The following is a 22,679-nucleotide window of genomic DNA, read 5'->3' on the forward strand; positions in this document are numbered from 1 at the left end:
TTGCCCCACCACTCGGCACCTCGCCTAGGCTCGGTGTGCCCGTAATCCGACATTGATTTGGGGGGCCGCCGCCACGCGCCATCCATGGCGCGGGGCGGCTAAACCGGCATCCCTGCCGGTTTACCCCCCAAATCACTGTCGAATTGCGGCCAGCGTGGTTTAACGGGGCGCCTAAGATCAAGATCAAGAGCAAGATCAAGAGCGACTCGCTTTGCATCGTGGTTACCGATGGCAGCGTGTCAGTCGCTGAATAAGCCAACTGATGCACCGCTATCGGGGGCAAGCCCCCTCCCACATTTCGAATGGTGAGATTCGGCCTTTGCGTGTCAGGCAAGGCTCTTGCTGACCACCTCGAACACATCGCTGGACAGCTCGCCCGAGCCCAGGATGCGCTCCAGTTCCGCCTTCATCAGCGCTTGCCGTGCGGCGTCGTATTTACGCCAGCGCGTCAGCGGTGCCAACTGGCGCGACGCAATCTGTGGGTTCAGCGTGTTGAGCTGGATCACCAGGTCCGCCAGGAAGCGGTAGCCCGAACCATCCGCCGCATGGAAGTTGATCAGGTTCTGCCCGGCAAAGGCGCCAATCAGGGCGCGCACTTTGTTCGGGTTCTTGATGGTGAACGCCGGGTGTTCCATCAACGCCTTGACCCGCGCCAGCCCGCCCGGCTGGGTGCTGCCGGCCTGTACGCTGAACCATTGGTCCATGACCAGCGGGTTGTCCTTGAAGTTCTCGGCAAACACCGCCAGCGCCTGGGCTTTTTCCGCTTCGAATGGCGAGTTCACCAACACGGCCAGGGCCGTCAGGCGCTCGGTCATGTTGTCGCTGGTGTCGAATTGGTCCAGGGTCGCCGCCAGCACTTCAGGCTTGCCGCTGAGCATCAAATAGGACAACGCGATGTTCTGCAGGGCGCGCCGGGCAAAGTGCTCGGCCTCTGCCACGTAGGGCGTTTTCCGAGACAGGTCACGGTTGGCCTGATAGCGCAGCCACAGCCCTTCGAACAGGTTGTCGGCCAGCTGCTTGCGGGCAAATTCGCGGGCAGCGTGGATCGCATCGACATCCGCCACTTCACTGATTTCGGCCAGGTAGGCTTCGCTCGGCAACGAAAGCATTTCAGCGACCATGGCCTGGTCCAGGCGTTCGTCGCTCAATACCGTGCGCAACGCGTCGATCAGGCGTTGATCGAGCTTCAGCGGCTGCCCCGCCTGATGCTGGCCGATCAGTTCCTGCAACACCTGCACCGACAACTGCTGGCCGGCGTCCCAGCGGTTGAAGCCGTCGCTGTCGTGCTGCATCAGGAACATCAGTTGGTCGCGGTCATACGGGAAGCTCAGTTTCACCGGTGCCGAGAAGCCACGCAGCAGTGAAGGCAAGGGTTTTTCCGCAACATCAACGAAGGTGAAGGTCTGCTCGGCTTCGGTCACCGAGATCACCCGGGAGGTAGCGCCTGCAGTGGCTTCACCTTCCAGGCGCAAGGCGATACCGGCGCCGTTGCCGTCCAGCAGGCCCAGCTCGACGGGGATCACGAACGGCAGTTTTTCCACCTTGTCCGGGGTCGGCGGGCAACTCTGGCGGAAGGTCAGGCTGTAGGTCCTGGCCGCCGCATCAAAGGACTCGCTCACCGCCAGACGTGGCGTGCCGGCCTGGCTGTACCAGCGCTTGAACTGGCTGAGGTCGACGCCGTTGGCATCTTCCATGGCCTTGATGAAGTCGTCACAGGTCACGGCTTGGCCATCGTGGCGCTCGAAATACAGGTCGCTGCCTTTGCGAAAGCCTTCGGCGCCGAGCAAGGTGTGGAGCATACCGACGACTTCCGAACCCTTTTCGTACACGGTCAGGGTGTAGAAATTGGAGATTTCGATAAAGCTGTCCGGGCGCACCGCGTGGGCCATGGGGCCGGCGTCTTCGGCGAACTGGTGGGTACGCAGGTATGCCACATCCTGGATGCGCTTGACCGTAGCCGAGTTCATGTCGGCGGAAAAGCCCGAGTCACGGAACACGGTGAAGCCTTCCTTGAGCGACAGCTGGAACCAGTCGCGGCAGGTCACGCGGTTGCCCGACCAGTTATGGAAGTATTCGTGGGCGACGATGGCTTCGACACGCTGGTGGGCAGCATCGGTGGCGGTTTCGGCGCGGGCCAGCACGGCGCTGGAGTTGAAGATATTGAGGCCCTTGTTCTCCATGGCGCCCATGTTGAAGTCGTTGACCGCCACGATCATGAAGATGTCGAGGTCGTACTCGCGGCCGTAGGTCTGTTCATCCCAGCGCATGGATTTCTTCAGGCTGGTCATGGCGTGCTGGCACTTGTCGATGTTCTCCGGCTCGACATAGATGCGCAGCGCAACTTCGCGCTGGGTCATGGTGGTGAAGCTGTCTTCGACACACCACAGGTCACCGGCCACCAGGGCAAACAGGTAGGCCGGCTTCTTGAACGGGTCTTCCCAGGTCGCCCAGTGCCGCCCGTCTTCGCCGGGGCCGCTGGCAATCGGGTTGCCGTTGGACAGCAGCACCGGGTACCGATGCTGCTCGGCGATCACCGTGGTGGTGAACACGCTCATCACGTCCGGACGGTCGAGGTAGTACGTGATCTTGCGGAAGCCTTCGGCCTCGCACTGGGTGCAGAACATGCTACCGGATTTGTACAGGCCTTCGAGGGCGGTGTTGGTTTCTGGGTGAATCTTGACCGTGGTGTCGAGGGTGAAGGTTTCGCTCTGTGGTTGCAGCGTCAGGTGGCTGTCGGTCAACTGGTAGTCAGCAGCCGTCAGCGCCTGATCGGCGAGGTTCACGCTCAGCAGCTCCAGTTGCTGGCCGTCCAGCACCAACGGCGGCAGTCCGGCGCCGCGCTCGGGGTTGCGGCGCATCACCAGCTGCGCGTGGACCAGGCTGTGGTCCTCGAACAACTCGAAGGTCAGGTGCGTCTCGTCGATCAGGTAGTCCGGCGCCTGATAGTCCTTCAGGTAAATCATCTTCGGTTGTTCGGTGCGCATGGGTGGCATCCTTCTACTGATGCACGGCGAGCTGGTAGGCCGTGTATTTACGAATATTGATCACGCCGGTGTCGAAAATCAGGTATTGGCCCTTGATCCCCAGCAGCGTGCCTTCGGCAATCGGATTCTTGTCCAGGTTGAAGCTGACGATCTTGGCCGGGTACTGCTGCACCGGGTAACGGATCTCGATCGGCTCGATGTCGGCAATGGTTTGGATGGCCTGTAGGCCAAAGCGTTCCTGCAACCCCAGCAAGCCTTCGGCGCAGGAGGCGAACAACTCATCGCGTACCTGCTTGAGGTCCACCGATTGCGCATCGCCCTTGAGCAGCGCGCGCCAGTTGGTTTTGTCGGCCACCTGGCTGCGAAACAGATCCTCGACAAAGCCCGATTGCTGGCGGGTGGCCACGCGCATGATCGGCAGCGCCTGGCTGGCACCCTGGTCGAGCCAGCGGGTCGGCAACTGCGTAGCGCGGGTGATGCCGACCTTGATCCCCGACGAGTTGGCCAGGTAGACCACGTGGTCGGTCATGCAGAAGGTTTCACCCCAACTCGGATCGCGGCAGGTGCCAGCGTCGTAATGGCAGCGCTCGGGACTCATGATGCACAGGTCACACTGGGCCAGCTTGGTCATGCATGGGTAGCAATAACCCTGGCTGAAGCTGTTTTTGGTCTTGCGCCCGCAATGGCTGCAATGAATGGCACCCAGGTATTCCAGGCGAATATGGGTGCCGATCAACGGGTTGACCGCAACCTCGGTGTCGCCAAGACGAAACGCGTATTGAACGGTCGGCTCACCGAGTTTCGCCGACATTTTGCTGACTGCACCGCGACCGATTTCAATCAATGGATCGCATCCGACTTGAACAGGATGTTCGGCACCGGTGCCGATTTCGACGCGCATTCCTGCGGGCCCATATAGCCGGTGCGCTGGTCTTCGGGCAGGTTCTGCAGCTCCCAGGCGATCACCGCTTGCAGCGACAGCTCGCGCTGTTCGGCGGTGAGCTTGCGGCCGTCGGACCACTTGCCGATTTCCACGGCGAGCTTGAGGCTCTCGTAGATTTCCGGGGTGATGTTTTCGATCATTTCAGCAAAAGAGGACATAAGGCTCTTCCTTATCAAATAGACGATTTGCGACGGTTGTACAGCCCGCCCAGCAAACCGGTCAGGCAACCGATAACCAAGCCGCCCACGTGGGCCGCGTTGGCGATTTCGCCGAAGCCGATCATCGAGACCAGCCCCGACAGGCAGAGCACCAGCCACACCAGCATCATCACCAGCACCCCACGGGGCAGGCGATATGCGGGGTTGGGCGAGAGTAGTTGAAAGATCCAGCAATGCCCCAGCAGGCCATACAACACGCCGGACAAACCGCCAAACAGGCCCGGGCCGCCGTATGCATACTGCGCGTAATTGGAGACCAGGCTGAACAACAGGGTCAGGCCCAGCAGGTTGATGCTGCCCTGGCGCGCTTCGATGCGCCGGCCCAGCTCCCAGTACCACATGCCATTCATGGCCAGGTGCAGGATGCCGAAGTGAATCAGCATTGGCGTGACCAGCCGCCACCACTGCCCGGACGCCAGGCTGTCGGCCAGCGGCGTGAACTGGATGTATTCGCCCAGCACCCGGAACGGCAGGAAGGTCAGCCAGGCCATGGTCTGCAGGTTTTCGCCAAGCAGCGTCACCGCACCCACGATGAGGCTGGCCAGCAGCACCAGCGCCGTGACCGGGCTATGGCGGACCTGCTGGACAAACCTTGGCCGCGCCACGGGCGCCTGTTCGGGAATGTCCAGTTGCTGGTCCGGATCACCGGCGGGAAAGCGTTGGTACAACACGCGCACATCGTCGCTGATGCTCTCGGGCACCCACAGCACTTGTTCGCCGGCTTCCTCGCTGACGCGATGAGGCACCTGCATGCGTTGCAGCAACTTGACGAAACCGCCCAGGTCGACGCTCAGGGGCAGGCGCAATACAGCCACGGTACTCATTGACTAACCTCAGGTCGCTCAACGTCGACCCAGACGAATTTATGCGGATCCAGTTGGGTTTCCTGGTCCAGGCGATACGCCACCAGCTTGCCGTACAGCACCGCGCTGTAGTCCAGGCAGGCCAGGTTCGGGCGGATCGGTGCCGGTTTGCCGCTGCGCCAGTAATGGCCGACGAACAACAGCGGCTCGTCGACGCCATAGCGCAGCAGGGAATTTTTTTCAGTGGAGGACAATGGCGTGCGCGCCACCGGCTCGGGCAGGGCATCGGGCTGGAACACGATGTCGCCGTAGGTTTTCGGGTCGTCTTCCCAGAATTTGGTACGAAAGAACGAGCGCGTCAGGCCATCGCCACCGGTCAGGGTGAGCCCGTGGGGCAAGCGCATGTCGGTGCCGCGCAACAGGCGATCGAATGCGTTGCAGGCGAAACTGCCAGGCACGGCGGCGGCCTGCAGGAAATGCTGATCGATGCAGCCGTCCGGGAACGTGGCGCGCAGCGGCTGGATGAACCCCTCATCCCAGCACGCATGCACCACCCGGAAACGCCCGGCGTCGACAAACAGCGGCATGTCGTAGAACCAGCCGAGGAAGTCGTGCCAGTCGGCCGGGTGCTGTTCGAACTGGGTCAGGGTTTCCTGGATCAGCCGCGCATGGCGCGGGGTGTGCTCGCGCACGAATTGCTTGCCGCTGCCCGGCGGTGCCGGCGTGGTCCAACCCAGCGCATTGAACTCATGGTTGCCCATGATGCACAGCGCCTGGCCGGCCTCGGTCATGTCGTGGACGATATGCAGCGCTTCGCGGATGCGCGGGCCACGGTCGATGATATCGCCGAGAAACACCGCCATGCGCGACGGGTGGCGCCAGGTGCCGCCCTGCTTGTGGTAACCCATCTGGTCGAGCAAGTGCTCCAGCGTGTGGGCGCAACCGTGCACGTCACCAATCAGGTCGTAGCTACGCGCGGGATCGAGCATCAGTCGCCTCCACCCCCCAAGCGGCTGCCCCAGCCCAGCTTGGTGCGGCACACTTCGTAGTAGTTGTGGTCCAGCGGGTGGATCAAGCGCAACTTCTGTGCCTTCTTGCTCACGGTGATGGTGTCGCCGGGAGCGCAGGTGAAATGGTTCTGCCCGTCGCAGGACACTTGTGGGTAGATTTGCATATCTTTGGACACCACGATCTTCAGCTCACTGTTGCCATCGACCACAATCGGCCGACTCGACAACATATGGGGGTACATCGGCACGATCACAATGGCATCGAGCTTGGGATGCATGATCGGGCCACCGGCCGACAATGCGTACGCGGTCGAGCCGGTCGGCGTGGCGACGATCAGGCCGTCGGCCTTCTGGCTGCACACGAACTGGCCGTCGATATACAGCTCGAACTCGATCATCCGCGTGGATTTGCCCGGATGCAGCACCACGTCATTGAGGGCATCGCCCTGGCCGATGGCTTCGCCGTGGCGGCGTACTTCGGCCTGCAGCAGGAAGCGGTTTTCCACCAGGTAATGGCCGTCGAGCACCTTGGCCACTTCGACTTCCAGCTCATCCGGACGGATATCGGTGAGAAATCCCAGGCTGCCACGGTTGATCCCCAGCACCGGCACGTTATGCCGCGCCAGCGCCCGGGCTGCGCCGAGCAGGCTGCCGTCGCCGCCGACCACGATGACCATGTCGCACACTTCGCCGAGCATCTTGCGCGAGGAAGTCTGCAGGCCGTGGCCCGGCAGGATTTCGCCGATGGTGTCTTCGAGGATCACATGCAGGTGGCGTTCCAGCAGGAATTTTTTCAGCCGGCGGACGGTGTCCAACACCTGGGTACTGCCCAGGCGACCGATAATGCCGATATTGCGAAATTGCTCCATGGGGCTCCTGCGGGCATAGGGTGCGGCAAAAAGAAAGGATTATGGGCGAAAGGCCGGCTCAGGCAAAATCCTTTGTCGCCGTCCGGCCTTGATGACAATGGTTCTCAGGCGGTTCTCAGCACCTGCACGCAACGTAAGAGGCTATGCTCGCACCATGACTCTGTTCCCCGACTTGCACGCCCTGCCCCGCCAACTGCGACACCCCGAAGTGCGCGACCTGGCGTGGGTGATGCTGGCGCCACCGATGCTCGCACACACGCCGTGGCCGCAACGCCATCCGCTGGCGGGCAGCGACTGGGTACAGGCGCCGCAGTTGCTCGAAGCCTGGTTGCGTGCGCTCGATCAGGACAGCAGCGCGCTACAGCAATGGCTGAGCCTGGCGCGCACCCGGCGCCTGGGGCTTTATTATGAGCGCCTGTGGCAGTTTGCCGTGCAACATGCGCCGGGCGTGGAGCTGCTGGCGGCCAACCTGCCGATCCGCCGCGCCGGGCACACCCTGGGTGAGCTGGACATGCTGCTGCGCGACCGCGATGGCGTGCATCACTTGGAACTGGCGATCAAGCTGTATCTGGGCCCGCAGGCTGGCAACGGCCGCGACACGGCGCAGTGGCTGGGGCCGGGCTGCCATGACCGGCTCGACCGCAAACTGGCGCACCTGGCCCAGCATCAATTACCGATCTCAGCACGCCCGGAGAGCCGCGAAGCCCTGGCGGCGCTGGATATCCAGCAGTTCGATGCGCACCTGTGGCTGGGTGGATATCTGCTGTATCCGTGGCCGGGCCAGGCTGAATCACCCCATGGCGCCCATCCGCAGCATTTGCGTGGGCGTTGGTTGCATCAGCGGGATTGGCCGGACTTTGTCAGCGCGCGCGCGGCAGGCCGCTGGCAACCCTTGCCTCGGCACGCCTGGCTGGCGCCGGCGCATTACCCGGCAAGCGAGGTGTGGAGCGAGGAACAGATGCAGGGCTGGCTGGCAGACCTGGACCCGATGGCGCCCGCGCAGTTGTTGGTGCGGTTGGTGGAGAATGGGGAGGATTGGGAGGAAGCCGAGCGGCTGTTTCTGGTGGCGGATCTTTGGCCGAATGTGCCGGGGGCATTCTGATAAATCTGTGCTGAATTGGAGACCTCTATCGGGAGCAAGCCCCCTCCCACAGGGGAATGCATTCCAAATGTGGGAGGGGGCTTGCTCCCGATTGCCTTGGCTCAGGCGCTATAACTCGTCGATATGCCGATACTCCAGCTGCAGCCCGGCAGCCAACTCCTGTGCCCGCCCCAGCCTGATCGGCCCGCGCTCGATGTCCACCAGTAAACCCGGACACGCCAACTGCGCCAACCCATCGATCGTCTTGAGCCGCCCATCCGTCATCACCAGCACCCGTTGCTGCTCCGCCGGGTAACGCTTACGCCGCGCCACCAACCAATGGGCCGCCTCGCTCAAGGCTGCCAGCAACGGCGTACCGCCACCGGCGCCTAGGTGTTCCAGCCAATCCGCCAAGCCTTTCGAGGCCTTCAAACCCTGCACCTGCCACTGCGGCGACTGCCCGCTGGCGGTCAACAACGCCAGGCGCGCCCGTTGCCGGTAGGCGTCATCAAACAGCTGCGCCAACAGGCCCTTGGCATCGCTCAATGCCCGGTGCCGTCGGGTGGAGGCCGAGGCGTCGACAATCACCAGCCACAGCTCATGGGCCGAACGGTTGCGCACCTGCCAGCGCAAATCTTCACGACGCTGCGGCCTGCCGCCGAGCAAGGTGCCCGGCCAATCGATCTGGCCCTGCCCTGCGCTGCGCGCCTTGCCCTGCTTGCCATTGTCCAATCGCCCCGCCTTGGGCCGGGCATCCGCCCCCGCGTCAGGTCGGGGGCGAATGCCTAGGGCTTTTTTGGCCAGGTGGGCACATCGCGACGGGAACCGGTGGCCAGGGCCGGCGCAGGCATGTCGCCCCATTGGCCTTGGCCCGGCGAGGTATCCGAGGGTTGCGGCGACTGCCCTGGATTTGGCGGGCTGGCCGGTGGCGACTGTTCCTGGCGCCGGTGACGCAAGGCAAATTCCGCAACCGCTTCAATGTCTTCTTCGGCAATCCTGTCAGCGCCCCGCCACGCGGCATGGGCGCGGGCGCCCCGCAGCCAGACCAGGTCGGCGCGCAAACCGTCGACGCCTGCGGCAAAGCAGCGTTCGGTAATCTGCGCCAAGGCGTGATCATCCAGCTCAATACCGTCCAGCCGCGCCCGCGCCTGGGTGCAACGCTCGCGCAGCGCCGCCTGCGGCGCATTCCACTGCTGACAGAACGCAACGGGATCACGGTCGAAATCCAGGCGACGACGAATAATCTGCCCACGCTCGGTGGGCAGCGTTTGCCCGCTCAATGCCACGTTGAAACCAAAGCGGTCGAGGAGCTGTGGACGCAACTCCCCCTCCTCCGGGTTCATCGTGCCGATCAGCACAAACCGCGCCGAGTGCCGATGGGAGATGCCATCACGCTCGATCAGGTTGGTGCCGCTGGCGGCCACGTCCAGCAGCAGATCGACCAAGTGATCGGGCAACAGGTTGACTTCATCGACATACAACACGCCGCCATCGGCCCTGGCCAGCACGCCGGGGGAAAACTGTGCGCGGCCCTCGCCGAGCGCGGCGTCCAGGTCCAGGGTGCCCACCAGGCGCTCCTCGGTAGCGCCCAGGGGCAAGGTGACAAACTGCCCACTGGCGAGCAGGTCCGCCAGGCCACGGGCCAGGGTGGACTTGGCCATGCCGCGCGGGCCTTCGATCAGCACGCCGCCGATTTGAGGATCGATCGCGGTCAGGCACAGCGCCAGTTTCAACGCGTCGGCACCGACCACGGCGGCCAGCGGGAAATGCGGAATATCGGTCATCAGTGGTCTTCTTCTATATCCAGCAACAGGTTTTCCAACGCTTCGCGGTAGGCGCCCGGCGCTTGCCACAGGCCGCGCTGCTGGGCTTCGAGCAGGCGCTCGGCCATGTCGCGCAGGGCGTCGGGGTTGTGTTGTTGCACAAAGGCGCGGGTGTCTGGGTCGAGCAGATAGGCGTCGGCGAGCAACGCGTATTGGTGGTCGTCGATCAGCGCCGTGGTGGCGTCGAAGGCGAACAAGTTGTCCACGGTCGCGGCCATTTCAAACGCGCCTTTGTAGCCGTGACGCTTCACGCCGTCGATCCACTTGGGGTTGGCCGCGCGGGAACGAATGACTCGGTTGAGCTCTTCCTTCAAGGTGCGGATCTTCGGCAGGTCCGGCTGGCTGTGGTCGCCATGGTAGCTGGCGGCCTTGGCGCCGCTCAGGGTTTCCACAGCGGCGAGCATGCCGCCCTGGAATTGATAGTAATCGTTGGAGTCGAGCACATCGTGTTCGCGGTTGTCCTGGTTCTGCAACACCGCCTGCACCTGGCCCAAGCGCTGGGCGAACTGCTCGCGGGCGGCGGTGCCTTCGTCAGCGCCGCCATAGGCGTAGCCGCCCCAGTTCAGGTAGACCTCGGCCAAGTCTTCGCGGCTTTGCCACAGGCGGCCGTCGATCGCGCCCTGCACGCCCGCGCCATAAGCCCCCGGCTTGGCCCCGAAAATGCGCCAACCGGCCTGTTTCGCCGCAGCCTCTTCATCCAGGCCCGATTCGCGCAAGGCCTGGCGCTCACTGCGCACCTTGGCGGCCAGCGGGTTCATGTCGTCCGGCTCGTCCAGGGCGGCGACCGCTTGCACCGCCGCATCGAACAGGCGGATCAGGTTGGCGAACGCGTCGCGGAAGAAGCCGGACACGCGCAACGTCACGTCGACGCGGGGACGATCCAACAGGCTGATCGGCAGGATCTCGAAGTCATCCACACGCTGGCTGCCGGTGGCCCACACCGGCCGCACGCCCATCAGCGCCATGGCCTGGGCGATATCGTCGCCGCCGGTGCGCATCGTGGCAGTGCCCCACACCGACAGGCCCAGCTGACGCAGATGGTCGCCGTGGTCTTGCAGATGCCGTTCGAGCAGCAGGTTGGCCGACTGGAACCCAATGCGCCAGGCCGTGGTGGTCGGCAGATTGCGCACGTCCACCGTGAAGAAATTGCGCCCCGTGGGCAGCACATCCAGGCGGCCGCGGCTCGGCGCGCCGCTGGGGCCGGCCGGCACGAAGCGACCGCTCAAGGCGTCCAGCAGGCCGCGCATTTCTGCCGGGCCGCAGGCATCCAGACGCGGCGCCACGACCGCGCGCAGGCTTTCGACAACGGCCTTTACGTCCTCCCAGCCAGGTTCCTCCAGCTCTTCCAGCGGCCCTTCCAGCGCCTGCTCGATCAAGCGCGCCGCGTACAGCTCCAGACGCTCGCGGGTGTCGCCGGCGGTGCGCCACAGCTGCGCGTCGAGGTCGCGCAACACCTCGGGCCGACGCCCGGTCCACGGCTCGGCGAGCGCGCAGTCCAGGGGGTCGAAGCCCAGCTCGAACGCCTTGGCCAGCACCCGCAACAGGCTCGATTGCGCGCCACGGCCATCGCCCCGGGGGATGCGCAACAAGGCCAGCAAGGTATCGATGCGCAAGCGCCCCGCCGGCGACTCGCCAAAGATATGCAGGCCGTCGCGAATCTGGGATTCCTTCAAGTCACACAGGTAGGTATCCAGGCGCGGCAACCAACTGTCGGCATCGGCATTGCCGTCCAGCTCAAGCTCCTCGTCGATATGGGTTTCGCGCACCAGCTTGAGAATGTCTTTCTGCAGTTCCAGCGCGCGTCGTGGGTCGAGCAACTGCGCTTCATAATATTCGTCGGCCAGCAGCTCCAGGTTGCGCAGCGGGCCGTAGGTTTCGGCGCGGGTCAGGGGCGGCATCAAATGGTCGATGATCACCGCCTGGGTGCGCCGCTTGGCCTGGGCGCCTTCGCCGGGATCGTTGACGATAAACGGGTAGATATTCGGCAGCGGGCCGAGCAGCACGTCCGGCCAGCAGTTCTCCGACAGGCCCACGCCCTTGCCCGGCAGCCATTCGAGGTTGCCGTGCTTGCCCACGTGAATCAGCGCATGGGCGCCGTAGGTATGGCGCAGCCAGAAATAGAACGCCAGGTAGCCGTGGGGCGGCACCAGGTCGGGGTCGTGATACACCGCACTCGGGTCAACCTGGTAACCGCGCGCCGGCTGGATACCGACGAAGGTTTGATCCAGGCGCAGGCCGGCGATCATCAAGCGACCGTCGCGGCACATCGGGTCCTGATGGGGCGCGCCCCAGCGCTCCAGCACCGCCTGGCGATTGGCTTCGGGCAGGCGCTGGAACATCGCCGCGTAGTCGTCCAGCGCAAGGCTCTGATGACACGGGCGCAGGTCGAGGCTGTCGAGGTCGTTGGTGACGCCGCCCAGCAACGCATGGATCAAGGCCGTGCCGCTGTCCGGCAAGGTGGCAGGCACCGGATACCCTTCGGCGTGCAGCGCGCGCAGGATATTCAGCGCCGCCGCCGGCGTATCCAGGCCCACGCCGTTGCCGATACGGCCGTCGCGGGTTGGGTAATTGGCCAGGATCAAGGCCACGCGCTTATGCTCATTCGGCACCCGCGCCAGCTCGACCCAGCGGCGCGCCAGTTCGGCGACAAAGTCCATGCGTTCGGGCGCGGCGCGGTAGCACACCACGTCCGACTGGCTGCGCTCACTGCGCCAGGCCAGGTCCTTGAAGCTGATCGGCCGGCTGATGATGCGCCCGTCCAACTCCGGCAAGGCGATGTGCATCGCCAGGTCGCGAGGGCCCAGGCCTTGTTCGCTGGCCTGCCAGCCGGGCTGGTTGTCCTGGGCGCAGATCGCCTGGATCACCGGGATATTGCGGCGAAACGGGCGCAGATGCGGCGCTTCGGGGCTCGATTGAGCAAAGCCGGTGGTGTTGAGGATCACCGCCGCCTGCACCTCATCCAGCAGGTCTTCGACCACCGCCAGGCAACCGGGCTCTTTCAAACTGGCGACTGCGATCGGTAAGGGGTTAAGGCCCGCCGCCTGCAGGCGCTGGCAGAACACATCGATAAACCCGGTATTGGCGGCCTGCAAGTGCGAGCGGTAGAACAGCACCGCCGCCACCGGAAAATCAGCGTGCCACTGCGCCTGCCAATCGGCCAGGTGGGCGTTGGCGGTATGCGGGTGGTAGATCGAGGTGCGCGGCAAGCTCTGCGGCTCAGCCCAGGCATAGTCGCGCCCCAGATAGCCGGCGGCCAGGCAGCGATAGAAGTCCAGCGCGTTACCCAGGCCACCCTGGCGCAGGAACTGCCACAGCCGGTCACGCTCGGGCGCCTCCACGGTGCTCAAGCCGCTGAGCTCCGGGTCTGGGCGATCATCCCCCGGTACCAGGATCAGCGTGACACCACGCTCGGCCAACGCCACCAGACGCTCGACGCCATAGCGCCAGTAACCGATGCCGCCATGCAGCGAAATCAGGATGACCTTGGCGTGGCGCAGCACGTCATCGACGTACAGGTCGACCGAGGCATGGTTCTGCACCTGCATCGGGTTAGCCAGGCGCAGGCTGGGGTAATCCTCGGGCAACTGCCGGGCCGCCTCGGCAAGCAGCGCCAGGCTGGAATCGCCGCTGCACAGGATCACCAACTCGGCAGGGGTTTGGCCAAGGTCGGCGATGTTGTCGTCCGCGACGAAGCCGCCGGGCTGGGTCCTGAGCAGGTGCATGGGGTCAGGCGCTGAGGGCGGCGCGCAGCTGCGCTTCAAGGCCTGCCGCGTCAAGCGCCTGGCCGATCAGCACCAGGCGCGTGGTACGTGCCTCATCGGCGCCCCAGGCACGGTCGAAATGCTTGTCGAAACGTGTGCCCACGCCCTGGATCAGCAGGCGCATCGGTTTGTTCGGAATGGCGGCGAAGCCCTTGACGCGCAGGATGCCGTGCTGCACCACCAATTGCGTCAGGGCGTCGAGCAGCAGGGCTTCGTCGGCTGGCGGCAGGTCGATGGAGATGGAGTCGAACGCGTCGTGGTCGTGATCGTCCTCACCGTCATGGTGATGGTCGTGATGGCTATGGCGCGCGTCGATATGTTCCTCGGAGCCGGCACCCAGACCGATCAACACGTCCAGTGGTACGCGACCGCTGCTGGCTTCGATGACTTTCACCGCCGGCGGCAACTCCTCGGCCACTTCCAGGCGCACGCGGGCCAGGTCTTCGGCGCTGATCAGGTCGGCCTTGTTGAGGATCACCAGGTCGGCACTGGCCAGTTGGTCGGCGAACAGCTCGTGCAGGGGCGACTCGTGGTCCAGGTTCGGGTCGAGCTTGCGCTGGGCGTCGACCTGGTCCGGGAACGCGGCGAAGGTGCCGGCGGCCACGGCCGGGCTGTCGACCACGGTGATCACCGCGTCCACGGTGCAGGCATTGCGGATTTCCGGCCATTGGAAGGCCTGGACCAGCGGCTTGGGCAGGGCCAGGCCCGAGGTTTCGATGAGGATATGGTCGAGGTCGCCACGCCGGGCCACCAGTTCGCGCATCACCGGGAAGAACTCTTCCTGCACGGTGCAGCACAGGCAGCCATTGGCCAGCTCATAGACGCGGCCGTTGGCTTCTTCTTCGGTGCAACCGATGGAGCACTGCTTGAGGATGTCCCCGTCAATGCCCAGCTCGCCGAATTCATTGACGATCACCGCAATGCGACGGCCCTGGGCATTGTCGAGCATATGGCGCAGCAGCGTGGTTTTGCCCGAGCCGAGGAAACCGGTAACGATGGTGACGGGGAGTTTGGCCAGTGTTTTCATCGGATGCCCTTTGGGGCGGGCATACGGGACGATAGGCCCTGCGACGGCGCGCAGCAGCGGATTTCGTCACCGGATCACCCCGCCCGGTTGAATTGAAAAATCGCGTGCGAGGCAGGTCTCCTGGCTTGGGGCTTGCGGGTCTTGCGACCGGCGCTGACTGCGCCTTCCCGCCGGATCGGCAGTGGCGTGGCAGTCAGTAGAACCCTTCACAGTTGCGGGGGCAGCCGCGGCTTGAACCGCGTTCCCTTCTTAGCTTCGGCCTGGGCCGAAGAACCTCGAAGGTGCAAGGCTACAGGGGCTCGCAGCATTTGACTACCGTCCCCGGCCCATGCTCTCCTACCCATCTTGTTTCGGGTGCCCTTCACAGGGTGAAACGGGAAACCGGTAAATCATGCCTGCATGACCAGTCCGGTGCTGCCCCCGCAACGGTAAGCGAGCGAAGCGTCAAATCCACTGTGCCGACAAGCATGGGAAGGTGATGCTTTCAGACTGACTCTTTCAAGAGCCATCCCTCGCAAGCCCGGAGACCGGCCCGAAAAATTCAGATAACAAACCCGCGGTGGGCGGGCGCTGTTCAGAACCCTGCGTGCCCGGCTCGCGGGGTTTTCATGCGCTCGTTTCACCCTGACACCCAGAAGGGACGCGCCATGTCGATCATCAGCAGCACCTCGCACACCGCCAGCAACTCCGCCACCCTGGGCCAACGCCTGACCGCCGCTATCGGGGCGTCGATCCTCGGCGCGTGCCTGGTGTATTTCGCGGGTTTCTCACACATCGAAGCCGTGCACAACGCTGCTCACGATACCCGCCACAGCGCCGCGTTCCCGTGCCACTGAGACCTGCCGACATGATCAAGCGTATTGCCCAAACCGCAGGTTTCACAGGCCTGCTGGCCGCCCTGCTGCTGACCCTGCTGCAAAGCTTCTGGGTCGCCCCGCTGATTCTGCAGGCGGAAACCTTTGAAAACGCCCCGGCAGCCACCGAACCAGCGCATGAACATGCCGCAGGCGCCGCCGCCCATACCCACGATGCCGAAGCCTGGGAGCCGGAAGACGGCTGGCAGCGCGTGCTGTCCACAACCGGTGGCAACCTGGTAGTTGCCGTCGGGTTCGCCCTGATGCTGGCCGGCCTCTACACGCTGCGCGCACCGACCCGCACGGCCCAAGGCCTGCTATGGGGGTTGGCCGGTTACGCGACCTTCGTGCTGGCGCCGACCCTGGGCCTGCCGCCAGAGCTGCCGGGCACCGCTGCCGCTGACCTGGCCCAACGCCAGATCTGGTGGATCGGTACTGCAGCCTCTACCGCCGCCGGTATTGCGCTGATCGTGTTCGGCCGCAACTGGCTGCTCAAAGTGCTGGGCGTGGCGATCCTGGCCGTGCCGCATGTAGTCGGGGCGCCGCAACCGCAAGTGCATTCGATGCTCGCGCCAGAAGCCCTGGAGGCCCAGTTCAGGATCGCGTCGCAGCTGACCAACGTGGCGTTCTGGCTGGCACTGGGCCTGATCAGCGCCTGGCTGTTCCGCCGCAACCGCGACGATCAATACTCGGCATGACCCTGGTGGTCGGCCTGGGCTGCCAGCGCGGTTGTGATCTTCACACCCTGCTGAGCCTCTTTGACACCGCCCTCACCGAGGGCGGGATTGAACGCCAAGGCATTACCGCACTGGCAAGTATCGACCTCAAGCGCGAGGAACCGGGGCTGCTCGCCCTGTCCCGATTGCTGGGCTTGCCGTTGCAGTGTTTCAGCGCTGAACAACTGGCCGTCTATGAAGATCGGCTGAGCCATAAATCGGCCGTTGCCTTTACGCATACCGGCTGCCATGGGGTCGCCGAAAGCGCTGCCCTGGCCCTCGCCGAACATCTTGCCAACGCCCCCGCACGCCTGCTGATCACCCGCAAAAAAACCGCCCAGGCCACCTTTGCATTGGCCTGCGCCGGTTAAAACCTCGATAATCGTCCCTTCCGATCATGAGCAGTCTTCATGCTCGCCCGTTTTTCGACAGGAATCTCCCATGACCGTCTACTTCATCGGCGCCGGCCCCGGCGATCCGGAACTGATTACCGTCAAAGGCCAGCGGCTGATTCGCAGTTGCCCGGTGATCATCTACGCGGGCTCGTTGGTGCCAACGGCGGTGCTGGAAGGTCATAACGCTGAACACGTGGTCAACAGCGCTGAACTGCACCTGGAGCAGATCATCGATTTGATCAAGGTCGCCCATGCAAATGGCCAGGATGTGGCACGCGTGCACTCCGGCGATCCGAGCCTGTACGGCGCGATTGGCGAGCAGATTCGTTACTTGCGCGAGCTGGGCATACCGTTCCAGATCATTCCTGGCGTCACCGCAGTAGCGGCGTGTGCAGCGCTGCTTGAGACCGAGCTGACCCTGCCGGACATCGCCCAAAGCGTAATCCTGACGCGCTACGCCGATAAAACCAGCATGCCGGCGGGCGAAGACTTCGACAGCATGGCGCGACACGGCACGACCATGGCGATTCACCTGGGGGTCAACCACCTGGAGAAGATCGTCGCCGAACTGTTGCCGCATTACGGCGCGGACTGCCCGATTGCCGTGGTGCATCGGGCGACATGGCCGGATCAGGATTGGGCAGTTGGCACGCTTGAGGATATTGCGGCCAAGGTTGAGGTAAAAGGTTTCCGGCGTACCGCGCTGATCCTGGTGGGCCGCGTGCTAACCAATGACAGCTTCAGCGAGTCATCGCTTTACCGTGCCGGCCATGCCCATCTCTATCGCCCCGGATAAACACCGCAAACACTGTGGGAGGGGGCTTGCTCCCGATAGCGCCGATTCAGTCAATGAGGTGTCAACTGACCCACCGCTATCGGGAGCAAGCCCCCTCCCACAGTTAATGTGCTGCGCCAGCAATGTCGCGCAACTCGTTGAAAAATGAAATAAAAAACGGCGCTCACGGGGCGCCGTTTTTATGTTCGCAGTGAACACCTTACTCAGTAGTAGGCGTTTTCTTTCTGCGTGTGGTCAGTCACGTCGCGTACGCCCTTGAGCTCTGGAATACGCTCCAGCAGGGTGCGCTCGATGCCTTCGCGCAGGGTCACATCCGCTTGGCCACAGCCCTGGCAGCCGCCGCCGAATTTCAATACGGCGATGCCGTCCTCAACCACATCGATCAAGCTGACCTGACCGCCGTGGCTGGCCAGCCCCGGGTTGATCTCGGTCTGCAGGTAATAGTTGATGCGCTCGTTGACCGGGCTGTCGGCGTTGACGTTCGGCACCTTGGCGTTCGGCGCCTTGATGGTCAACTGGCCGCCCATACGGTCGGTGGCGTAGTCGACTACGGCGTCGTCGAGGAAGGCTTCGCTGAAGTTGTCGATATACGCGGTGAAGCTTTTCAGCCCCAGAGCGGTGTCTTCAGGTTTCTCTTCCCCAGGCTTGCAGTAGGCAATGCACGTCTCGGCGTACTGGGTGCCGGGCTGGGTGATAAAGACGCGGATGCCGATGCCTGGGGTGTTCTGCTTGGACAGCAGGTCAGCCAGGTAATCGTGGGCGGCGTCGGTAATGGTTATGGCAGTCATGGAAACTCCTCACAGGCTTGCCGGCAGTTTACGCCAAATCATTACAGAGGTACAAAGTCCTAGTATTTTTGTCGGGAAATAATTACCCGATCCTCCACGCCTAGCCAACGCTTGAGCGAGCGATAGGTTTCCTTTCCTTCTCCAGCACCAGGACGGCGCTGACGATTACACCAAGCGTATAGGTACCCGGTCCGGGTTCAATGTATGCGCTCTATTAAGTGGCGGCGATCCCAACGGCCAGCGCCTTCGCCAACATGAGTGACATTCATGTTAATCCCGACACGCTTAAAATTCGCACAGGTTTGGTATGATCGATACCCTTCGTAATGCCTGACTTAGAGTAGTCCCATGTCCGATCGTAGCGCTCGTCTGCAAGCCCTTCACCACGCCCTCAAGGAACGCATCCTGATCCTTGACGGTGGCATGGGCACGATGATCCAGAGCTATAAGCTTGAGGAGCAGGACTACCGTGGCAAACGCTTCGCCGACTGGCCAAGCGACGTCAAGGGCAATAATGACTTGCTGGTGCTCACCCGCCCTGACGTGATTGGTGGAATTGAAAAGGCCTACCTGGATGCCGGTGCCGACATCCTTGAAACCAACACCTTCAACGCCACGCGCATTTCCATGGCCGACTACGGCATGGAAGAGCTGGCTTACGAGTTAAACGTGGAAGGCGCGCGCCTGGCCCGTAAAGTGGCCGACGCCAAGACCCTCGAGAACCCGGCCAAGCCGCGCTTCGTCGCCGGCGTTCTCGGCCCCACCAGCCGCACCTGCTCGCTGTCGCCGGACGTGAACAACCCCGGCTACCGCAACGTGACTTTCGATCAATTGGTGGAAAACTACACCGAGGCCACCAAGGGCCTGATCGAAGGCGGCGCCGACCTGATCCTGATCGAAACGATCTTCGACACCCTTAACGCCAAAGCGGCGATCTTCGCGGTGCAAGGCGTGTTCGAGGAACTCGGCGTAGAGCTGCCGATCATGATTTCCGGCACCATCACCGATGCCTCCGGGCGCACGTTGTCCGGCCAGACCACCGAAGCGTTCTGGAACTCCGTAGCCCACGCCAAACCCCTCTCGGTCGGTTTGAACTGCGCGCTCGGCGCCAGCGAACTGCGCCCGTACCTGGAAGAATTGTCGAACAAGGCCAATACCCACGTTTCCGCGCACCCCAACGCCGGCCTGCCCAACGAGTTCGGCGAGTACGACGAACTGCCCTCGGAAACGGCCAAGGTCATCGAAGAGTTCGCCCAGAGCGGCTTCCTCAATATCGTCGGTGGCTGCTGCGGCACCACGCCGGGGCATATCGAAGCCATCGCCAAGGCCGTGGCCGGTTATGCGCCGCGCTCGATCCCGGACATTCCCAAGGCCTGCCGCCTGTCCGGCCTGGAGCCGTTCACCATCGATCGCAGCTCGTTGTTCGTCAACGTCGGCGAGCGCACCAACATCACCGGTTCCGCCAAGTTCGCCCGGCTGATCCGTGAAGATAACTACACCGAAGCCCTGGAAGTCGCCCTGCAGCAGGTGGAAGCCGGCGCCCAGGTGATCGACATCAACATGGACGAGGGCATGCTCGATTCGAAGAAGGCCATGGTGACCTTCCTCAATCTGATCGCGGGCGAACCGGACATCTCCCGCGTGCCGATCATGATCGACTCCTCCAAGTGGGAAGTGATCGAAGCCGGCCTCAAGTGCATCCAGGGCAAGGGCATCGTCAACTCCATCAGCATGAAGGAAGGCGTGGAGCAGTTCATTCACCACGCCAAGCTGTGCAAGCGCTATGGCGCAGCCGTGGTGGTGATGGCGTTCGATGAAGCCGGCCAGGCCGACACCGAAGCGCGCAAGAAGGAAATCTGCAAGCGCTCCTATGACATCCTGGTCAATGAAGTGGGCTTCCCGCCGGAAGACATCATCTTCGATCCGAACATCTTCGCGGTCGCCACCGGCATCGAAGAGCACAACAACTACGCCGTCGACTTCATCAATGCCTGCGCCTACATCCGCGACGAGTTGCCCTACGCGCTGACCTCCGGTGGCGTGTCCAACGTGTCGTTTTCGTTCCGTGGCAACAATCCGGTGCGCGAGGCGATCCACTCGGTGTTCCTGCTGTATGCGATCCGCAACGGGCTGACCATGGGTATCGTCAACGCCGGCCAACTGGAGATCTACGACCAGATCCCGGCCGAGCTGCGCGATGCGGTGGAAGACGTGGTGCTCAACCGCACCCCAGACGGCACCGACGCCCTGCTCGCCATCGCCGACAAGTACAAGGGCGACGGCAGCGTCAAGGAAGCCGAGACCGAAGAGTGGCGTGGCTGGCCGGTGAACAAGCGCCTGGAACACGCGCTGGTCAAAGGCATTACCACGCACATTGTCGAAGACACTGAAGAATCGCGACTGTCGTTCGCACGCCCGATCGAAGTGATCGAAGGCCCGCTGATGTCCGGGATGAACATCGTCGGTGACCTGTTCGGCGCCGGCAAAATGTTCCTGCCCCAAGTGGTCAAATCCGCCCGTGTGATGAAGCAGGCCGTGGCCCATCTGATTCCCTTTATCGAGCTGGAAAAGGGCGACAAGCCGGAGGCCAAGGGCAAGATCCTGATGGCCACGGTCAAAGGCGACGTGCACGACATCGGCAAGAACATCGTCGGCGTGGTGCTGGGGTGCAACGGCTATGACATCGTCGACCTCGGCGTGATGGTCCCGGCGGAAAAGATCCTGCAGGTGGCCAAGGAACAGAAGTGCGACATCATCGGCCTGTCCGGCTTGATCACCCCGTCCCTGGACGAGATGGTGCATGTGGCCCGCGAGATGCAGCGCCAGGACTTCCACCTGCCGCTGATGATCGGTGGCGCAACCACCTCCAAGGCGCACACGGCGGTGAAGATCGAGCCCAAGTACAGCAATGACGCGGTGATCTACGTGACCGACGCCTCGCGTGCCGTGGGCGTGGCCACGCAGTTACTGTCCAAGGAATTGAAAGCCGGTTTCGTCGAGAAAACCCGCCTGGAATACATCGACGTACGCGAGCGCACCGCCAACCGCAGCGCCCGCACCGAACGCCTGAGCTACCCGGCGGCGATTGCCAAGAAGCCGCAGTTCGACTGGAGCACGTACGCCCCGGTCAAGCCGACCTTTACCGGCACCAGGGTGCTGGAGAATATCGACCTCAACGTGCTGGCCGAGTACATCGACTGGACGCCGTTCTTCATTTCCTGGGACCTGGCCGGCAAATTCCCACGCATCCTCACCGATGAAGTGGTGGGTGAAGCGGCCACTGCGCTGTATGCCGATGCCCGGGAAATGCTCAGGAAGTTGATCGACGAAAAACTCATCAGCGCCCGTGCGGTGTTCGGCTTCTGGCCGACCAACCAGGTGCAGGACGATGACCTGGAAGTTTATGGCGAAGACGGCCAGCCGATTGCGCGGCTGCACCACCTGCGCCAGCAGATCATCAAGACCGACGGCAAGCCGAATTTCTCCCTGGCCGACTTTGTCGCGCCCAAGGACAGCGGCGTGACCGACTACATCGGTGGCTTCATCACCACCGCCGGCATCGGCGCCGAAGAAGTCGCCAAGGCCTATCAGGACGCCGGCGACGACTACAACTCGATCATGGTCAAGGCCCTCGCCGACCGCCTGGCCGAAGCCTGCGCCGAGTGGCTGCACCAGCAAGTGCGTAAAGAACACTGGGGCTACGCCAAGGACGAACAGCTGGACAACGATGCGCTGATCAAGGAGCAATACAGCGGCATCCGCCCTGCCCCAGGTTACCCGGCGTGCCCGGACCACACCGAGAAGGCCCAGTTGTTCCAACTGCTCGACCCCGAGGCCCGGGAAATGCAGGCCGGCCGCAGCGGTGTGTTCCTTACCGAGCACTATGCGATGTTCCCGGCGGCAGCCGTCAGCGGCTGGTACTTCGCCCACCCGCAGGCGCAGTACTTTGCCGTCGGCAAGGTCGACAAGGACCAGGTGCTGAGCTACACCGCGCGCAAGGGCCAGGACCTGAGCGTGACCGAGCGCTGGCTGGCGCCGAACCTGGGCTACGACAGCTGATAACCGCCCGCCATGCAGGGGTCGCCTGGCCCCTGCATGGTCAGCCCGTTAGCTATTTCAACCGCCGCTGCGCGGGGGCTCGGCTATGCTTTGTCGTACCTCACTCAGTCGCACCTCATTGCGAGGAATCCATGGACGACCCACAGCACAAACCGCCTACGTTCTGGCAGATGCTCCACAGCGTCATGGCCGCCGCCTTTGGCGTGCAAAGCGGCAAGAACCGCGCCCGCGACTTCACTCACGGCAAGCCGAGCCACTTCGTGATAATGGGTATTGTATTCACGGCAGTGTTTGCGCTGACGCTGTTTGGCATTGTCAAGCTGGTGCTGCACCTGGCCGGGGTATGAAGCCGGCCGAGGCGGCAAGGACTGCAAGCTGAAGGGATGACTTACTGGTGGCTGACCCAGAACACAGCGGTGCCCACCACAAGGATAATCAGGAACAGAATCGCCCAGGCATCCACGGTGCTGTCGGGTTTACGTATTTTTGTCGAATTGCTCATCGCATCGCCTCTTGTCGGTTTTATAGGTGATTGCCCTAAGACTCGACACC

Annotated in this window: 18 protein-coding genes and 2 riboswitches; of the genes, 7 read left to right on the plus strand and 11 right to left on the minus strand. The window is 63.2% G+C overall.

The features are described 5' to 3' along the window. Positions 1-326: 326 nt before the first annotated feature. Genes pepN through C4J93_RS14910 form a run of 6 tightly spaced genes read right to left on the minus strand, consistent with a single transcriptional unit; the run spans position 327 to position 6,827 of the window. Positions 327-2,984: an aminopeptidase N gene (pepN, locus tag C4J93_RS14885; RefSeq protein ID WP_124429760.1), complete on the minus strand. Its 2,658-nt coding sequence runs from the start codon at positions 2,982-2,984 to the stop codon at positions 327-329. A gap of 13 nt (positions 2,985-2,997) precedes the next feature. Continuing rightward, positions 2,998-3,828 carry a DUF2797 domain-containing protein gene (locus C4J93_RS14890; protein ID WP_164485289.1) on the minus strand — a complete coding sequence of 277 codons (831 nt, stop codon included), beginning with the start codon at positions 3,826-3,828 and terminating at the stop codon, positions 2,998-3,000. Next, on the minus strand, positions 3,825-4,085 hold the full coding sequence (locus tag C4J93_RS14895) for a YeaC family protein (protein ID WP_124429762.1): 261 nt from the start codon (positions 4,083-4,085) through the stop codon (positions 3,825-3,827). The genes C4J93_RS14890 and C4J93_RS14895 overlap by 4 nt, the downstream gene beginning before the upstream one ends. Before the next feature lie 14 nt (positions 4,086-4,099). Continuing rightward, a complete protein-coding gene (locus tag C4J93_RS14900) occupies positions 4,100-4,969 on the minus strand; it encodes a rhomboid family intramembrane serine protease (RefSeq protein ID WP_124429763.1) in 870 nt (289 codons plus the stop codon). Beyond that, positions 4,966-5,940, minus strand: coding sequence for a metallophosphoesterase (locus tag C4J93_RS14905; protein WP_372237504.1), 975 nt, complete (start codon positions 5,938-5,940; stop codon positions 4,966-4,968). The genes C4J93_RS14900 and C4J93_RS14905 overlap by 4 nt, the downstream gene beginning before the upstream one ends. Next, positions 5,937-6,827: an NAD(+) kinase gene (locus C4J93_RS14910; protein ID WP_057725186.1), complete on the minus strand. Its 891-nt coding sequence runs from the start codon at positions 6,825-6,827 to the stop codon at positions 5,937-5,939. The genes C4J93_RS14905 and C4J93_RS14910 overlap by 4 nt, the downstream gene beginning before the upstream one ends. 154 nt (positions 6,828-6,981) lie before the next feature. On the opposite strand from C4J93_RS14910, the gene C4J93_RS14915 reads away from it, so the two are divergent. Continuing rightward, entirely contained in the window at positions 6,982-7,929 is a 948-nt protein-coding gene (locus tag C4J93_RS14915) for a DUF1853 family protein (protein WP_124429764.1), read from the plus strand. 108 nt (positions 7,930-8,037) lie between these two features. Here the strand turns inward: C4J93_RS14915 and C4J93_RS14920 are convergent, their stop codons facing one another. Genes C4J93_RS14920 through cobW form a run of 4 tightly spaced genes read right to left on the minus strand, consistent with a single transcriptional unit; the run spans position 8,038 to position 14,519 of the window. Then, the gene (locus C4J93_RS14920) at positions 8,038-8,640 is read right to left on the minus strand and encodes a VWA domain-containing protein (protein WP_124429765.1); all 603 of its coding nucleotides are present in this window, start codon (positions 8,638-8,640) and stop codon (positions 8,038-8,040) included. Positions 8,641-8,693: 53 nt separating this feature from the next. Then, the gene (locus tag C4J93_RS14925) at positions 8,694-9,692 is read right to left on the minus strand and encodes an ATP-binding protein (RefSeq protein WP_124429766.1); all 999 of its coding nucleotides are present in this window, start codon (positions 9,690-9,692) and stop codon (positions 8,694-8,696) included. Next, the gene (gene cobN / locus C4J93_RS14930; protein ID WP_124429767.1) at positions 9,692-13,453 is read right to left on the minus strand and encodes a cobaltochelatase subunit CobN; all 3,762 of its coding nucleotides are present in this window, start codon (positions 13,451-13,453) and stop codon (positions 9,692-9,694) included. The genes C4J93_RS14925 and cobN overlap by 1 nt, the downstream gene beginning before the upstream one ends. A gap of 4 nt (positions 13,454-13,457) precedes the next feature. After that, positions 13,458-14,519, minus strand: a complete 1,062-nt coding sequence (cobW, locus tag C4J93_RS14935) for a cobalamin biosynthesis protein CobW (RefSeq protein ID WP_124429768.1) — start codon at positions 14,517-14,519, stop codon at positions 13,458-13,460. Between the two features lie 92 nt (positions 14,520-14,611). Further along, a riboswitch (cobalamin riboswitch) is annotated at positions 14,612-14,812 on the minus strand. Between the two features lie 42 nt (positions 14,813-14,854). After that, positions 14,855-15,070, plus strand: a riboswitch (cobalamin riboswitch). 96 nt (positions 15,071-15,166) lie between these two features. Between cobW and C4J93_RS14940 the strand changes: the two genes are divergently transcribed. The 4 genes from C4J93_RS14940 to cobM all read left to right on the plus strand — a co-directional run bounded on the left by C4J93_RS14940 (position 15,167) and on the right by cobM (position 17,280). Next, entirely contained in the window at positions 15,167-15,355 is a 189-nt protein-coding gene (locus C4J93_RS14940; protein WP_124363113.1) for a CbtB domain-containing protein, read from the plus strand. 11 nt (positions 15,356-15,366) lie between these two features. Next, positions 15,367-16,071 (plus strand): CbtA family protein, encoded by a 705-nt coding sequence (locus C4J93_RS14945; RefSeq protein WP_124429769.1) that lies wholly within the window; start codon positions 15,367-15,369, stop codon positions 16,069-16,071. Then, positions 16,068-16,460, plus strand: a complete 393-nt coding sequence (locus C4J93_RS14950; protein WP_124367271.1) for a cobalamin biosynthesis protein — start codon at positions 16,068-16,070, stop codon at positions 16,458-16,460. The genes C4J93_RS14945 and C4J93_RS14950 overlap by 4 nt, the downstream gene beginning before the upstream one ends. Positions 16,461-16,530: 70 nt before the next feature. Beyond that, on the plus strand, positions 16,531-17,280 hold the full coding sequence (gene cobM / locus C4J93_RS14955; protein ID WP_124429770.1) for a precorrin-4 C(11)-methyltransferase: 750 nt from the start codon (positions 16,531-16,533) through the stop codon (positions 17,278-17,280). 203 nt (positions 17,281-17,483) lie between these two features. Here the strand turns inward: cobM and nfuA are convergent, their stop codons facing one another. After that, entirely contained in the window at positions 17,484-18,068 is a 585-nt protein-coding gene (gene nfuA, locus C4J93_RS14960; protein WP_017136914.1) for a Fe-S biogenesis protein NfuA, read from the minus strand. Positions 18,069-18,416: 348 nt separating this feature from the next. Between nfuA and metH the strand changes: the two genes are divergently transcribed. Beyond that, the gene (gene metH / locus C4J93_RS14965; protein WP_124429771.1) at positions 18,417-22,127 is read left to right on the plus strand and encodes a methionine synthase; all 3,711 of its coding nucleotides are present in this window, start codon (positions 18,417-18,419) and stop codon (positions 22,125-22,127) included. A gap of 131 nt (positions 22,128-22,258) precedes the next feature. Continuing rightward, a complete protein-coding gene (locus tag C4J93_RS14970; protein WP_124367274.1) occupies positions 22,259-22,474 on the plus strand; it encodes a DUF2970 domain-containing protein in 216 nt (71 codons plus the stop codon). The last annotated feature ends 205 nt before the right edge of the window (positions 22,475-22,679 follow it).

This window comes from Pseudomonas sp. R2-37-08W, assembly GCF_003851705.1.
GTDB lineage: Bacteria > Pseudomonadota > Gammaproteobacteria > Pseudomonadales > Pseudomonadaceae > Aquipseudomonas.

Excerpts from the sequence above, each read along its gene's own strand:
- C4J93_RS14910 (WP_057725186.1), bottom strand. The coding sequence starts at position 6,827 with ATGGAGCAATTTCGCAATATCGGCATTATCGGTCGCCTGGGCAGTACC.
- C4J93_RS14925 (WP_124429766.1), bottom strand. The coding sequence starts at position 9,692 with ATGACCGATATTCCGCATTTCCCGCTGGCCGCCGTGGTCGGTGCCGAC.
- C4J93_RS14945 (WP_124429769.1), top strand. The coding sequence starts at position 15,367 with ATGATCAAGCGTATTGCCCAAACCGCAGGTTTCACAGGCCTGCTGGCC.
- cobW (WP_124429768.1), bottom strand. The coding sequence starts at position 14,519 with ATGAAAACACTGGCCAAACTCCCCGTCACCATCGTTACCGGTTTCCTC.
- C4J93_RS14950 (WP_124367271.1), top strand. The coding sequence starts at position 16,068 with ATGACCCTGGTGGTCGGCCTGGGCTGCCAGCGCGGTTGTGATCTTCAC.
- C4J93_RS14895 (WP_124429762.1), bottom strand. The coding sequence starts at position 4,085 with ATGTCCTCTTTTGCTGAAATGATCGAAAACATCACCCCGGAAATCTAC.
- metH (WP_124429771.1), top strand. The coding sequence starts at position 18,417 with ATGTCCGATCGTAGCGCTCGTCTGCAAGCCCTTCACCACGCCCTCAAG.
- C4J93_RS14940 (WP_124363113.1), top strand. The coding sequence starts at position 15,167 with ATGTCGATCATCAGCAGCACCTCGCACACCGCCAGCAACTCCGCCACC.
- nfuA (WP_017136914.1), bottom strand. The coding sequence starts at position 18,068 with ATGACTGCCATAACCATTACCGACGCCGCCCACGATTACCTGGCTGAC.
- C4J93_RS14970 (WP_124367274.1), top strand. The coding sequence starts at position 22,259 with ATGGACGACCCACAGCACAAACCGCCTACGTTCTGGCAGATGCTCCAC.
- C4J93_RS14915 (WP_124429764.1), top strand. The coding sequence starts at position 6,982 with ATGACTCTGTTCCCCGACTTGCACGCCCTGCCCCGCCAACTGCGACAC.
- cobN (WP_124429767.1), bottom strand. The coding sequence starts at position 13,453 with ATGCACCTGCTCAGGACCCAGCCCGGCGGCTTCGTCGCGGACGACAAC.
- cobM (WP_124429770.1), top strand. The coding sequence starts at position 16,531 with ATGACCGTCTACTTCATCGGCGCCGGCCCCGGCGATCCGGAACTGATT.
- C4J93_RS14900 (WP_124429763.1), bottom strand. The coding sequence starts at position 4,969 with ATGAGTACCGTGGCTGTATTGCGCCTGCCCCTGAGCGTCGACCTGGGC.
- pepN (WP_124429760.1), bottom strand. The coding sequence starts at position 2,984 with ATGCGCACCGAACAACCGAAGATGATTTACCTGAAGGACTATCAGGCG.